Source organism: Citrobacter sp. R4 (assembly GCF_026719175.1).
Lineage (GTDB): Bacteria > Pseudomonadota > Gammaproteobacteria > Enterobacterales > Enterobacteriaceae > Citrobacter_A > Citrobacter_A sedlakii.
In genome coordinates this window covers 64,643-79,020 of the sequence record NZ_JAPPSU010000003.1, presented here as the reverse complement: position 1 = coordinate 79,020, position 14,378 = coordinate 64,643, and the positions used below count along the sequence as shown (strand labels likewise).

The following is a 14,378-nucleotide window of genomic DNA, read 5'->3' as shown; positions in this document are numbered from 1 at the left end:
TCTGTTCCTTAAACGTGAGGGTTGCCGTCAGAACAACGTCAAACCAATAACAAAAATGATTCCGGAGAACAGCAGGGCGGTGATGCAGTAACCCATGATGTCGCGGACCCCAAGCCCGGCGATAGCCAGAGCGGGCAGCGCCCAGAACGGTTGCGCCATGTTCATCCACTGCTCGCCATAGGCGATAGCCATGACCGATTTACCGAGGTCGGCTCCCAGTGCTTGTGCGGCGGGTATGACAAACGGACCCTGGATCACCCAGTGACCGCCCCCTGACGGCACCGCGAAGTTGATCAGTGCAGAGCTAAAAAAGGTCATGATCGGGAACGTGTCTTTGTTGGCGACGTTGATGAAAAACTCAGTGATCAATCCACCGAGTCCGGAGTGTTCCATCATCAACTGGATCCCCGCATAAAACGGGAACTGCACCAGAATCCCGGCGGTGCTGCGCGCTGCGGCGCTAATGGCGCGCATGTAGGCCATCGGTGTTTTATGCAGTAGCAGACCGGCAATCATAAACATGAGATTGACGGTGTTAATGGTGATGTTGAACCCTTTCTCGGCAAAGTAGATCCCGAGATAGGCGATACCCAGCGCACCGATGATCAGCGCCAGAATCCGGCTCTCTTCCAGCTTTTCTGACGGTGGCGCATCTGCCGGCAGGGTCTTCTGGAAATCAGGTTCTTCCATCAGCAGTTTCGGGTCAACGCTGACCACATCAGAGGGTTTCGGCGTCATCATGCGAGTAATAAAAGGCATGACCACAATGAGACCAAGCGTAATGAAGATGTTGAAGCCGGTGAACAAGGTGTCGCTGACCGGGATTAACCCGGCAATATGTTCGACCGGATTGCCTGGTGTCGCCGCCAGCAGGGGCATTGAACCGGAGAAACCGCCTCCCCAGGTCAGAAACCCAATATAGGCGCAGGCGATCAGCAGCGGATAGTCAGAGCCGGGTACGCGACGGGCCACTTCCCTGGCAAACATGGCGCCTACCACCAGGCCGAAGCCCCAGTTGATCACGCAGGCGACAGAGCCAAAAAAGGTCACCAGCATAACGCCCTGAGCGGGCGTTTTAGCCGCGGACGCGGCGGTCCTCAGCAGCTTTTTCACCGGACCCGAGCTGGCCAGCGCGTGGCCTGTGACGATAATCAGCGCCATCTGCATGCCGAACGCCAGCAGATTCCAGAAACCGTCACCCCAAAAGCGCACCATGGCGACCGGCGTTTGCGGCGTAAGCCACAGCGCGATGCCGAACGTTAACAGTGTCAGCAGCATGGCAAAAATCAGCGGATCGGGAAGCCAGCGACTGACGAAGCGCGTCATAAAACGCGAGATACGGCCAATCATGCATCACCTCGCTGGATCAACAAGTCGGCGGCCACGTCAAAGTGCGCTTCGGTTTTCGATCTCAGCGTTTGCAGGTCGCAGTCTTCAGCGATTTCACACAACCACATTTTGCCATCGGTAAAACGGAATACCGCCAGTTCGGTGACCAGCATATGTACCGCATGTTGGGCGGTAAGCGGCATCGTGCAGTGGCGGAGAATTTTCGCCGATCCGTCTTTCGCGCAGTGTTCCATCGCAATAATGACTTTACGCGCGCCAGTGACCAGGTCCATCGCGCCTCCCATGCCGGGCACCATTTTGCCCGGCACCACCCAGTTCGCGAGGTTGGCCTGCTCGTCAACCTGAAGACCGCCAAGCACGCAGGCATCCACATGCCCGCCGCGAATTAGCGCGAATGACATTGCGCTGTCGAACATCGCCGCCCCGGGTAAAATTCCGCAAGGTTGGCCTCCGGCATTCACCAGGTCCGGATGCGCGGTTGTCACCGGCCCGAGTCCGAGAAATCCATTTTCCGATTGCAGGGTGATATGAATATCTGCAGGCAAGTAATTGGCGACCATCGTTGGCAGGCCTATACCTAAGTTCACAATGTCGCCATCACGAAGTTCGTGCGCCACACGGCGCGCAATACGTTGTTTCGCATCCATTATTTGCTCTCCTGTGGCATGACGATATAGTCAATGACGGCGCCGGGCGTAACGATGTGGTCCGGCAGCAGATCGCCTGTCGCAACCAGTTCGTCGGGTTCCACCAACGTGATGTCAGCGGCAAGGGCGATCAGCGGGTTAAAATTGCGGGCGCTGAGTTGATAGGTCAGGTTGCCAAGGGGATCGGCCCGATGCGCGCGTATCAGCGCTAAATCGGCGCGCAGTGGGCGCTCAAGCAGCCAGGTCTTACCGTCGAGCGTCAGGCTTTGTTTGCCCTCTTCGACAACCGTACCGACGCCGGTAGGGGTCAGGAATCCGCCGAGACCGGCACCGCCGCAGCGAATTTGTTCAATCAGGGTGCCTTGCGGGACCAACTGAACATCCATCTCTTTAGCAATCATTCGCCGTCCGGTTTCCGGGTTAGTGCCAATGTGCGAGGCAATGACTTTTTTCACCCGACCATTGACAATCAGAGGGCCGATACCGGTATCGACAAAAGCGGTATCGTTGGCGATAAGGGTCAAATCCCTGACGCCGGATTCCAGTAGGGTGTCGATAAGGCGAGGGGGCGTGCCAACCCCCATAAAACCGCCAACCATGATGGTCATGCCGTCACGAAAGAATTCGGCGGCGTCCTGTAAGGTAATCAGTTTTGTTTTCATTATGTTTCCCTTTTGCATACTCCATTTTGGGTACGAAGCGGGAATTGCAAACAGGATGCCAGAGTTGGGAAGAGAGGGGTTTTTAAATTAACTGACTGAATAAAAACGAAAAATAGCAAAAGCTCCGTATGCTGTGAGGCACGGAGCTATGCAGAAAATTGCGCACTGTGCAAAATTCTGCATAGCAAATTCCGGGTCTAAAGATCCGTCGGCTCGATACCGTACTCCTGAAGTTTATACATCAGGGCGCGGCGGCTAATGCCTAACATCAGGGCTGCACGGGTGCGGTTACCGTCTTGTTGTTCAAGGACTTCCATAATGATCCGCTTCTCTTCGCGCTTAATCTCTTCTTTTAAATTTCGTTCGCCGGGCTGCGCGGTTTTGACCTCCGCTATGCTGCTTACCGGCTGGCGTAGCGGGGCGGGCAGATCGTCGGCAAAAATTACCGCTCCAGTATTCATCACCACTGCGCGTTCAATAACGTTTGAGAGTTCACGTATATTGCCAGGCCACGGCCAGGCGGTCAGCATCGACATGGCTGTGGGATCGATCTCAATGATGTCGCGCTGATTTTCAGTACTGAATTTTTGCAGAAAATGGTTGGCAAGCAGCGCAATGTCCTCCCGCCGCTCGCGCAGCGGAGGCAACTGCAAATGGATGACGTTTAGCCGGTAAAAGAGATCTTCGCGGAAGGCGCCTTCCTTCACCATTGCTGGAAGGTCCCGGTTGGTGGCGGCAATAATACGGATATCGACCTGAATGGTCTGATGTCCGCCCACCCGTTCGAATTCTCGCTCCTGGAGAATCCGCAACAATTTTGCCTGCAACACTAGCGGCATTTCGCCAATTTCATCCAGAAGCAATGTTCCCGTATGAGCACGCTCAAACAGTCCCTGACGCAGGGACTGGGCGCCGGTAAAAGCCCCTTTCTCATGGCCAAATAACTCGCTTTCCAGCAGTGACTCCGGCAGCGCGGCACAGTTGATCTTGATAAACGGACCGTTGGCGCGCCGCGAGTTATAGTGAATGGCGCGGGCTATCAGTTCTTTTCCGGTACCGCTTTCTCCGCTGATCAACACATTGGCCTGAGACATGGCAATTTTGGCGGTGTCTTTGCAGATATCCATCATTCGCGGACTGTTGGTCAGAATATGTCCCCATTGCCAACTGGTACTCAGCGCCTGATGCAGACGACGAATCTCTTGCCTCATCGCCTGAAGCTGCAGCGCCCGCTGAATTAATAAATGCAGTTCATCAAGATCGAAGGGCTTTATGACATAGTCAAACGCGCCGCTGCGCAGCGCTTCGACTGCGGTTTCGACTTCGGCATATGCCGTCATCAAAATAACGGGGATACGTGGTTGGCGGGCGCGCATCGCCTTTAATGCGTCGAGCCCGTTCATTTCCGGCATACGGATATCCATCAACACCACGTCCGGCGGCACGTCGGCAAATTGCTGCAAGGCTTCCTCGCCATTACTGGCGCAGCGGGTTTCATGTCCCTGGAGGGAAAACGCGGTGGTGAGCATACGACGAACGTTGTCTTCATCATCCACGATAAGGATTCGGTAGCGGGTTTTCATACTAACAAGTTTCCCTGCGGATTAATCGGTAAAATGAGGGTGAAGGTCGCGCCGCATCCCGGCATGCTGCTGATGCGAATGTCTCCCTGGTGGGCATTGATGATGCGCTGGCTAAGCGCAAGTCCAAGACCGGTTCCTGACGCTTTGGTGGTGAAGAACGGATCAAAGATTTTTTTCTGTAGCGCGATATCAATTCCGCAGCCGTTATCTTCAATCGATACTGCCTGCTGCGAAGGGGCGTATTGCCAGGTACGAATCCGGATTTCACCGCGCGCGTTAATCGCCTGCACGGCATTGATGAGAATATTGAGGATGACCTGTTTCAGTAGTTCACGGTCAGCAATGATGGCGGGCAGTTCCCGGTTAAGTTCACAATTAAAGGCAATCCGCGCCTGTACACCGGAGGTTTTGACCAGAATTAACGTCTCTTCAATCAACGTGTTGAGCTGAACCCGCTGCCACTGGCTTTGTCTCGGTCGGGAAAAATCGAGAAGTTGCTGAATCACTTTATTAATAGAATCAATCTCTTTTAGCACAACGGACAAATATTCCTGGTGTACGGGGAGGGTGAGTTGCTGGCGAATAATCTGTACATAACCACGAATAGCGGTAAGCGGGTTACGGACCTCATGCGCCACGCCGGCCATTAACTCGCCCAGCGTGGCCAGCCGTTCGGTTTGTGCAAGGCGGCGCTGGGACTCTTTGCGGGCGGTCAGGTCGGAAAAAATCACTAACGCGCCAATCAGTTCACCATTGGCATTATGAATGCGACTGGTGGTGACGCTGAGCTCAATGGTACGGTCACGCGCCGGGAAACTCACTTCCTGCGCCAGATGTTCTGTGCCGTGCGCCAAAGTATCAAGCACCGGGCTGGCGAAGTGCGGGTCGGAGAAGAGTGTCGCATAGGGCCGACCGACAAGTTCACTGAGTGTATAACCGGTAATGGCTTCTGCCGCAGGGTTCATTGTGGTGACATCCCCCTGACGATCAATGGCGATGACTCCGTCGGCGGCGTTTTCAATAATCAGATCGTTGAGCGTTTTGGTTTCGCGCAACGTTTGCGCCAGTGCGTTAACGCTGCGGCTAATTTGCCCCAGTTCGCCGGGGAGATTGGGAAGTTGGGTGGGCGTTTTATGCGCCAGCGTCGACAGACCATCGGTAATGATGTCGATATTGGCGCCGAGACGTCGGGAGAAGAGGACTATCAGCAGCAGACTGCAGAGCAGCCCCGCCACCAGTACCGCAATAATGCGCATGTCCATCTTCCATGCCTGACGTCGGATATCTTCTGTGAGCTCATTGGCCCAGATATAACCCAGAACTTCGCCGTCTCGTCGGATAGGGATCATTGAATTGAGAATATCCCCACGAACCTGGCGACCGGAAAAGACCACAGGGGTGTTGCTACGCATTACGTCACGACCGGGATGATCGGCAGCAATGGTCACGCCAACATTGTTCTGATACAGCGCGGAAGGGGCATAAGTAATGATCGCATCCAGTGCTTTGTGATAATAGCCCGCGCCGATGCCGGGAAACGCTTGCGTGATTCGCTCGGTAATCGGGCCAAGTTCCGCATTCAGCGCCTGGATGCGTGCATCGCGCGGCAATGTACTGAAGTGGAAAAAACGTTCTTCCAGCGCCTGGTCGAGCAGATGAACGACGGCGGACAATTTTTTCTCTTTTTCCGCTAAGACCGCTGAACGTCCTTCGGTTTCGACGATATAACCAATCGACAGCGTCGGCACGATGACCATCAGGATAGCCATCAGAATCATTTGATTGCGCAAGCGTCGCGGATAGAAACCCCTTAAAAAACGCATTCTGGCATCCCTGTTACCCTTTTCAGGTAAACGCCAATTATCCGCAGTTGCGCAAAAGGTTTCTCAGCGGTGTATCATATTCCGGCAAAGAGGGGCGTGAGGATTGCGACATCGCACTTTTACCGCTACCTTAACCACACTCTATTTATCGCCTCAGGCGGAGCTTTGCCCCTTTGAAATACCTGGCTTCCTTTCGTACAACCCTGAAAATCTCGCGCTACCTGTTCAGAGCGCTGGCGCTGTTGATATGGCTGTTAATCGCCTTTGCTTCGGTGTTCTACATTGTCAACGCGCTGCATCAGCGGGAGTCCGAGATTCGTCAGGAGTTTAATCTCAGTTCCGATCAGGCCCAGCGCTATATTCAGCGTACGTCGGACGTGATGAAGGAGCTAAAGTACATTGCCGAGAATCGTTTGACGGCGGAGAACGGGGTACTTTCTTCACGCACCCGCGATGATAAAACCGTCGTGCCAACCTTTGAGCCCTTGTTTGCCGACTCGGACTGCGCGGCGATGGGCAACGCCTGGCGCGGATCGCTGGAGTCGCTGGCCTGGTTTATGCGCTACTGGCGGGATAACTTCTCCGCGGCGTACGATCTTAACCGCGTGTTTCTGATTGGCAGCGATAATCTGTGCATGGCGAATTTTGGCCTGCGCGATATGCCGGTTGAGCGCGACAATGCGCTGAAAACGCTGCATGAACGGATCATGAAATACCGCAGCGCGCCGAAGGATGATTCCGGGAATAACCTTTACTGGGTGGGACAGGGGCCGCGTCCGGGTATCGGCTACTTTTACGCGCTGACGCCCGTATATCTGGCTAACCGGCTGCAGGCCCTGCTGGGCGTAGAGCAGGCGATCCGGATGGAAAATTTCTTTACCCCCGGCAGCCTGCCGATGGGCGTGACCATTCTTGATGAAAATGGTCATGCGCTCATCTCACTGACGGGGCCGGAAACCACCATTAAAGCTGAACCTCGCTGGATGCAGGAACGCTCCTGGTTTGGCTATACGCCCGGTTTTCGTGAGCTGGTGCTGAAGAAAAACCTGCCGCCATCCTCGCTCAGCATCGTCTATTCGGTACCGGTCGATCTGGTGCTGGAGGGGATTCGGATGTTAATTCTGAATGCCATTCTGCTGAACGTTTTGGTTGGCGCCGCGCTGTTTACCCTCGCCAGAATGTATGAGCGGCGAATTTTTATCCCGGCGGAAAGCGACGCCCAGCGGCTGGAGGAGCACGAACAGTTCAACCGTAAAATTGTGGCTTCGGCACCGGTTGGGATCTGTATCCTGCGTACCGTCGACGGCGTCAACATTCTCAGTAACGAGCTGGCGCACACCTATCTGAACATGCTCACCCATGAGGATCGGCAGCGGCTGACGCAAATCATCTGCGGACAGCAGGTGAATTTTGTCGATGTGTTGACCAGCAATAACACCAATTTGCAAATCAGCTTCGTTCATTCCCGCTATCGTAACGAGAACGTGGCGATATGCGTGCTGGTGGACGTCTCCGCACGCGTCAAAATGGAAGAGTCCTTACAGGAGATGGCGCAGGCGGCGGAGCAGGCAAGCCAGTCGAAGTCTATGTTCCTCGCAACCGTCAGCCATGAACTGCGCACCCCGCTGTACGGTATCATTGGTAACCTCGATCTCCTGCAAACCAAGGCGTTGCCGAAAGGGGTTGATCGCCTGGTGACGGCGATGAATAACTCTTCCAGCCTGTTGTTGAAGATTATCAGTGATATTCTCGACTTCTCGAAGATTGAGTCCGAGCAACTGAAAATCGAGCCGCGAGAGTTCTCCCCGCGTGAGGTGATGAGCCACATCACCGCCAACTATTTGCCGCTGGTGGTGCGCAAGCAACTCGGTCTTTATTGCTTTATCGAGCCGGACGTGCCGGTAGCGATGAATGGCGATCCAATGCGCTTGCAGCAGGTTATCTCCAATCTTCTGAGCAACGCGATTAAGTTCACCGATATCGGCTGCATTGTGCTGCACGTGCAGCGTGATCATGACTATCTGAGTATTCGGGTGCGCGATACCGGCGTTGGTATTCCGGCGAAAGAGGTCGTGCGTCTGTTCGACCCGTTCTTCCAGGTTGGCACCGGGGTGCAGCGCAATTTCCAGGGAACCGGGCTGGGGCTGGCGATTTGTGAAAAGCTGATCAGCATGATGGACGGCGATATCTCGGTGGATTCAGAGCCGGGAATGGGGAGCCAGTTTACGGTGCGTATTCCGCTCTACGGCGCGCAGTATCCGGCGAAGAAGAGCCTCGACGGGCTGGTCAACACGCGCTGCTGGCTGGCGGTGCGGAACGCCTCGCTGTGCCACTTTGTTGAGAACAGCCTGACGCGCGGCGGGATGGACGTGATCCGTTATGAAGGTCAGACGCCCGCCGCCGACGACCTGCTGATCACCGACGATGCGCTGGAGCAGCCGTGGCAGGGAAGAGCGGCGGTGATGTTCTGCCGTCGTCACATTGGTATTCCGCTCGAAAGAGCGCCGGGGGAATGGGTACACAGCGTGGCCTCCCCGCATGAACTGCCCGCGCTGCTGGCCCGTATCTACAGCGTCGAGCTGGACAATGAAGAACTGACTGCCTCGTTACCGGCGCCAGAAAAGGTGGCGATCGCCAACGACGATATGATGATCCTGGTGGTGGACGATCATCCGATCAACCGTCGCCTGCTGGCCGATCAGTTGGGATCGCTGGGCTATCAGTGCAAAACGGCCAATGACGGTGTGGATGCGCTGAATGTGTTGAGCAAAAACCACATTGATATTGTGCTGAGCGACGTCAACATGCCGAATATGGACGGTTACCGTCTGACCCAACGTATTCGTCAGCTTGGCCTGACGCTGCCGGTGGTCGGGGTGACGGCGAACGCGCTGGCGGAAGAGAAGCAGCGCTGCCTGGAATCGGGCATGGACAGCTGTTTGTCTAAGCCGGTGACGCTGGACGTGCTGAAACAAACCCTTGCGGTCTATGCCGAACGGGTGCGCAAAACGCGGACATAAAAAATGCCGGATAAGCGTAGCGCTATCCGGCATTTTGCACAGGAAAGGAATTACTCTTTGTCAGCCGGACTCAGGGTCACAGAAGACAGGTAGTTCAGCAGTGCGATATCGTTCTCGACGCCCAGTTTCATCATCGCTGATTTCTTCTGGCTGCTGATGGTTTTAATGCTGCGGTTCAGCTTCTTGGCGATTTCGGTCACCAGGAAACCTTCGGCAAACAGACGCAGCACTTCACTCTCTTTTGGTGAGAGGCGCTTGTCTCCATAACCGCCCGCGCTGATTTTCTCCAGCAAACGGGAAACGCTTTCCGGCGTAAATTTTTTCCCTTTCTGCAGCGCCGCGAGCGCTTTCGGCAGGTCGGTCGGCGCGCCCTGTTTCAGGACGATCCCTTCGATATCCAGATCCAGTACCGCGCTCAGAATCGCCGGGTTGTTGTTCATGGTAAGAACAATAATCGACAGGCTCGGGAAATGACGCTTGATGTATTTGATTAACGTGATCCCATCACCGTACTTGTCGCCCGGCATAGAGAGATCGGTAATCAATACGTGTGCATCCAGTTTAGGCAGATTGTTAATCAGTGCTGTGGAGTCTTCAAATTCGCCGACAACATTCACCCACTCGATTTGTTCAAGTGACTTGCGAATACCGAACAGTACAATCGGATGGTCATCGGCAATAATTACGTTCATATTGTTCATGTATAAGGCTACCTTGCTACAGCAAGCTCTTGACGTAGGCGTCAATGTCGCTGATGTATTTTTCTATTCCTGGAGCATCTTTCTCGCGAATAAGATGTTCCAGCGTTTCACATAACTGCTTGCCGGGTACCAGATTTAGCATGGCAAACACGCCTTTCAGGCGGTGAGCCGTTTGGGCTAGCGCAGCAAAATCGCTGGTTGCCGCCTCAGTATACAACCTCTTAACATCATCCGGTACTGTGTCTACAAATAGCGCGTAATAACCGCTGGCATGAAGTTCGGCATTTTCATCGCCGCCCAGGGGGGATTCCGGAATATCTTCCTGCGCCAGCTGTTCTTCTATTAGTTGTAGTACAGCTTCCTGCATAGCATTACTCATATTAAAGTTGACGCGAAGCTGGCCGGGGCCTATTTTCCGCACGCCTGACTCATCATCGCTTAAAAGCAAGCCGGAAGCAGTAAGATTAGACGGATTATCCGTTAAAAAGAGATCATATTCTTGACTTATGAGTCTTTCGTCCGGCGTGATGCAGGTGGCTCCCCAGTTTTCTAACTGGCGAAGCACGATGGTGCGAATCTCGTTAGAGGTCACGTCAATCATTACGCTGACATCATCCAGCAGACGCTCCTCGTCTTCTACATGCTGATCCAACGGCGTCATTTTAACATGGACCGTATAGCGTGTACCCAGCGTATCTCGCGCTTTGATATTCAAATGTCCGCCCAGCTTGCGCGCCAGTTGATCGCACAACCAGAAGGTGAGGGGATTCGCTTTACCATACCGGTCTTTCTGCGTTTCGCTGATAAACGGGAAATGCAGATTATCGATTTCGCTCAGCGTCACGCCTTCACCGGTGTCCAGGATGCGGAAGGTTAAGCGCTCCGCCACGGATTCATCCTGATCAACTTCAAGCGTGATTTTGCCGATCTGGGTGGTGGTAACAGCATACTGCATCAACAGCATTAATATACGGCGCAACGCGTTACGGTCGCCATGGCGCTCGTCGTTAGCGTTCAGACGGTTGTTGATCAGCAGTTGCAGCCCTTTCCGCTTCATTGCCGGCAGGACTTCCGGCACCACTTCATCAATCAGCGTTTGCACCGAGAATCGGGTCGGTTCACTTTTCCAGGCATCGTTTTCCAGCATGTTCGCCAGCTGGATTTCATCAATCATGCGAACCAGCACGTCAGCCTGAGTGGCCAGCTTCTGCGAGTCGGGCGCTGCGACCTGAGCAATCTCGTCGGCCAGGGTTTTGACCGGCTCTTTCAGCGTATCGCTGATATTTTGCATGAAGGCGATGCGCCCCTGCTGATTTTTTTCATACAAGCGCTGCGCCTGTTTCAGTTTTTTATTCACCAGCACTTCACGATCCTGATCGCGGATGATGAAGATTTGGGTACGCGGCGCAACCTGACTGCGGAACAGGCGGATTTCGTACAGTTCGTTATTGATCGTCGCCTGGATCACCCCCTGATGCTGCTCTGCCATGCTGGTGATATTCTGCAGGTTCAGATGCGGCAGCAGATGGTCGGCAATTTTGTTGCTGATCACCGTTCGGTTGGCCTCCTGGTCGTGCACCAGCAATCCCAGCGGCAGCAGGGAAACGATCTCTTCATTGATGGCGCGCAGGATCCGCAGCTCATTATTCGCCGCCGTGTTGGGCGCAACCTCTGTTGAACGTCCCGGCTGATGACGGAAAGTGGTATAGCCAAACAGCGCCAGCGCAAGCAGGCCGATATTCAGCAACAGCGGCAACAGAATATTTTGCAGGGTGTCGAGCAGCAATGTACCGAACGGCACCTGCCAGACAAGGCGCATATCCGTTGAATTCAGCGCAGATGAAATTTCAATTTTTGAACTGTTAAAACTGATGCTGACGCTGTCCGGCGACTCTTTCTCATTATTTCGCGTGGTCGCGGGCGTGGTATCCGGCTCAAGGCGGAAACTGTCCAGCGGCATACCGGGCGGGATGAGATCGTTGATCGGCAGGTCAAACGCGACCACGGTCGCCAGATGTCCCGGCTGGTTGAACGTGGTACGCAGGGTAAAATAGTGCCCGTTCTGCCATGCCAGACGCCGCAGCGAGGAGAAGCTCTCCCGCTCGTCCAGCGCGTTGGCCTGCTGAAGCATCTCCGCCCGACGGGAGTCGACGATATTGCCAATAGTGGATTCTTTAAATCCGGAGGAGAGATCTTTCAGCGGCAGCGTGGAGATGAGGATCAGACTGTTATCCTGACCATTGAGATAATACATTGACCACGGCACCGTTTCCGCCCCCCAGAGGGTGTCGAGATAGGTCGAAATGCGCTGGGTCATTTCCAGCGTGGCGCTGTCGTGTGAGCCAAAGATCAGCGCTTCCGTTTTACGGCGCGGTTTCTCGAGATAGTAAACATCCTGTTTCAGCCGTGTTTCCTGCAATCCTTCGCCAGTGGAAGGGCTGGTGGAGGCGGCAATGTTGTCATAGATTTGCCAGGTCACGTACCGCCAGGTATCCACCCTTTTATGGATGGCATGGGTAATGTCGACAATCTGATAGCTCTTATCTTTCAGCCATGCGTTCACCGCGCTCTGCACCATTACCCCCATCGTCACCAACAGTACGATGATCAGTAATAAAAAGAAGCGGGTGATGCTTCCTGGCAGGAGGGAGAAGCGGGATGTAGCCGTGGTTTCAGACTGACTCATTCGTGGTTATGACCTGTAAAGCAACGCAAAAGGTGATAGGGCAGTATAAAGGCTACGCCGTAGATTTCCACACTCTCGTCGCGTCGGATGATCAGCGCTATTCACGGAATATACGGGAAACGAACGGCTTGCGTTAAACGTGTACAACCCGACAGGCGTCGTACAAATATCACCCGATGCTGTGCGATAAATAGCACTAATTAACAAGAAAATGTTTATGAATATCATTCAGGAAATAAACGAAGCGGAATGACTGATTGTGGTGATTGTTTTTATGCGGTAGCACATAAACAGAAAGAGAGTGTAAAGAAAAGTAAAAAAAAACCGAATGCGAAGCATCCGGTTGAAATAGGGGTAAACAGACATTCAGAAATGAATGACGGTAATAAATAAAGTTAATGATGATAGCGAGATTATTTTAGTTGTGAGTGACGATTTTGTTTTGTCATTCAGTGCTATGTTTTATTTGTCTGTATTTTATTGTATTTAAAGGGTTTTTATTATTTCTTGTACATTTGTGCTTATTTCTTGACTTTCAGGGCGATATAAAAAGTTCCTTCTTGTTAATGTTTTGAAACATCTATGTGGATATCTGAAACATCTTAAAAGTTTTAGTATCATATTCGTGTTGGATTATTCTGCATTTTTGCGGAGAATGAACTTGCCGACTGGTTAATGAGGGTTAATCAGTATGCAGTGGCATAAAAAAGCAAATAAAGGCATATAACAGAGGGTTAATAACATGAAAGTTAAAGTACTGTCCCTCCTGGTACCGGCTCTGCTGGTAGCAGGCGCAGCAAATGCGGCTGAAATTTATAATAAAGACGGCAACAAATTAGACCTGTTTGGTAAAGTAGACGGTCTGCACTATTTCTCCGATGACAACAGCGCTGACGGCGACCAGACCTACATGCGTATCGGCTTCAAAGGCGAAACGCAGGTAAACGATCAGATCACCGGCTACGGCCAGTGGGAGTATCAGATCCAGGGTAACGCGCCTGAAAGCGAAAACAACTCCTGGACCCGTGTGGCGTTCGCTGGGGTTAAATTTGGCGATGCGGGTTCTTTCGACTACGGTCGTAACTACGGCGTGGCGTATGACGTCACCTCCTGGACTGACGTACTGCCGGAATTCGGCGGTGACACCTACGGTTCTGACAACTTCATGCAGCAACGTGGTAACGGTTTCGCGACCTACCGTAACACTGACTTTTTCGGTCTGGTTGATGGCCTGAACGTTGCGGTTCAGTACCAGGGTAAAAACGGCAGCCCGTCCGGCGAGGGTATGACCGGCATTACTAACAATGGTCGTGAAGCCCTGCGCCAGAACGGCGACGGCGTTGGCGGTTCTGTCACTTACGATCTGGGCGAAGGCTTCGGTCTGGGTGCGGCAGTCACCAGCTCCAAACGTACGGATGAGCAGAACAACGGCATTTACATTGGTAACGGCGATCGCGCTGAAACCTACACCGGCGGTCTGAAATACGACGCCAACAACATCTACCTGGCGGCACAGTACACCCAGACTTACAACGCAACGCGTGCGGGCGACATTGGCTGGGCAAACAAAGCGCAGAACTTTGAAGTGGTTGCGCAGTATCAGTTTGACTTCGGCCTGCGTCCGTCCGTGGCTTACCTGCAGTCCAAAGGCAAAAACCTGGGAACTGTTAACGGCCGTAACTACGACGACGAAGATCTGCTGAAATACGTTGATGTGGGCGCGACTTACTACTTCAACAAAAACATGTCCACCTATGTAGATTACAAAATCAACCTGCTGGACGACAATGACTTCACCCGCGCTGCTGGTATCGGTACTGACGATATCGTCGCACTGGGTCTGGTTTACCAGTTCTAAGGTCATTTCATGACGACAAAAGGCCCTGCGGGGCCTTTTTTTATGGAC

Annotated in this window: 9 protein-coding genes; 2 read left to right on the top strand and 7 right to left on the bottom strand. The window is 53.3% G+C overall.

The window, feature by feature from the left end:
- Nucleotides 1-27: 27 nt before the first annotated feature.
- The 5 genes from OOJ60_RS09085 to atoS all read right to left on the bottom strand — a co-directional run bounded on the left by OOJ60_RS09085 (nt 28) and on the right by atoS (nt 6,065).
- Nucleotides 28-1,350 carry a TIGR00366 family protein gene (locus OOJ60_RS09085; RefSeq protein ID WP_042290590.1) on the bottom strand — a complete coding sequence of 441 codons (1,323 nt, stop codon included), beginning with the start codon at nt 1,348-1,350 and terminating at the stop codon, nt 28-30.
- Complete coding sequence (locus tag OOJ60_RS09080) at nt 1,347-1,997, bottom strand: 3-oxoacid CoA-transferase subunit B (protein WP_042290586.1); 651 nt, start codon at nt 1,995-1,997, stop codon at nt 1,347-1,349. Before OOJ60_RS09080 ends, OOJ60_RS09085 begins: the two co-directional genes overlap by 4 nt.
- Entirely contained in the window at nt 1,997-2,659 is a 663-nt protein-coding gene (gene atoD, locus OOJ60_RS09075; RefSeq protein WP_181822850.1) for an acetate CoA-transferase subunit alpha, read from the bottom strand. Before atoD ends, OOJ60_RS09080 begins: the two co-directional genes overlap by 1 nt.
- A gap of 197 nt (nt 2,660-2,856) precedes the next feature.
- Nucleotides 2,857-4,242, bottom strand: a complete 1,386-nt coding sequence (atoC, locus tag OOJ60_RS09070; RefSeq protein ID WP_205612440.1) for an acetoacetate metabolism transcriptional regulator AtoC — start codon at nt 4,240-4,242, stop codon at nt 2,857-2,859.
- Nucleotides 4,239-6,065 carry a two-component system sensor histidine kinase AtoS gene (atoS, locus tag OOJ60_RS09065; RefSeq protein WP_205612439.1) on the bottom strand — a complete coding sequence of 609 codons (1,827 nt, stop codon included), beginning with the start codon at nt 6,063-6,065 and terminating at the stop codon, nt 4,239-4,241. The genes atoC and atoS overlap by 4 nt, the downstream gene beginning before the upstream one ends.
- Nucleotides 6,066-6,238: 173 nt before the next feature.
- Between atoS and rcsC the strand changes: the two genes are divergently transcribed.
- A complete protein-coding gene (rcsC, locus tag OOJ60_RS09060) occupies nt 6,239-9,085 on the top strand; it encodes a two-component system sensor histidine kinase RcsC (protein ID WP_205612438.1) in 2,847 nt (948 codons plus the stop codon).
- A gap of 50 nt (nt 9,086-9,135) precedes the next feature.
- On the opposite strand, the gene rcsB is transcribed toward rcsC, so the two are convergent.
- On the bottom strand, nt 9,136-9,786 hold the full coding sequence (gene rcsB, locus OOJ60_RS09055) for a response regulator transcription factor RcsB (protein ID WP_042290573.1): 651 nt from the start codon (nt 9,784-9,786) through the stop codon (nt 9,136-9,138).
- A 16-nt stretch (nt 9,787-9,802) separates the two neighbouring features.
- Entirely contained in the window at nt 9,803-12,472 is a 2,670-nt protein-coding gene (rcsD, locus tag OOJ60_RS09050) for a phosphotransferase RcsD (protein ID WP_060570136.1), read from the bottom strand.
- A 742-nt stretch (nt 12,473-13,214) separates the two neighbouring features.
- Here rcsD and OOJ60_RS09045 point away from each other — a divergent pair.
- Complete coding sequence (locus OOJ60_RS09045; RefSeq protein ID WP_042290569.1) at nt 13,215-14,330, top strand: porin OmpC; 1,116 nt, start codon at nt 13,215-13,217, stop codon at nt 14,328-14,330.
- Nucleotides 14,331-14,378: the final 48 nt, after the last annotated feature.

What these genes read in the sequence shown, in the direction of transcription:
- OOJ60_RS09085 (WP_042290590.1), bottom strand. Translation starts at nt 1,350, where the DNA reads ATGATTGGCCGTATCTCGCGTTTTATGACGCGCTTCGTCAGTCGCTGG.
- OOJ60_RS09080 (WP_042290586.1), bottom strand. Translation starts at nt 1,997, where the DNA reads ATGGATGCGAAACAACGTATTGCGCGCCGTGTGGCGCACGAACTTCGT.
- atoD (WP_181822850.1), bottom strand. Translation starts at nt 2,659, where the DNA reads ATGAAAACAAAACTGATTACCTTACAGGACGCCGCCGAATTCTTTCGT.
- atoC (WP_205612440.1), bottom strand. Translation starts at nt 4,242, where the DNA reads ATGAAAACCCGCTACCGAATCCTTATCGTGGATGATGAAGACAACGTT.
- atoS (WP_205612439.1), bottom strand. Translation starts at nt 6,065, where the DNA reads ATGCGTTTTTTAAGGGGTTTCTATCCGCGACGCTTGCGCAATCAAATG.
- rcsB (WP_042290573.1), bottom strand. Translation starts at nt 9,786, where the DNA reads ATGAACAATATGAACGTAATTATTGCCGATGACCATCCGATTGTACTG.
- rcsD (WP_060570136.1), bottom strand. Translation starts at nt 12,472, where the DNA reads ATGAGTCAGTCTGAAACCACGGCTACATCCCGCTTCTCCCTCCTGCCA.
- OOJ60_RS09045 (WP_042290569.1), top strand. Translation starts at nt 13,215, where the DNA reads ATGAAAGTTAAAGTACTGTCCCTCCTGGTACCGGCTCTGCTGGTAGCA.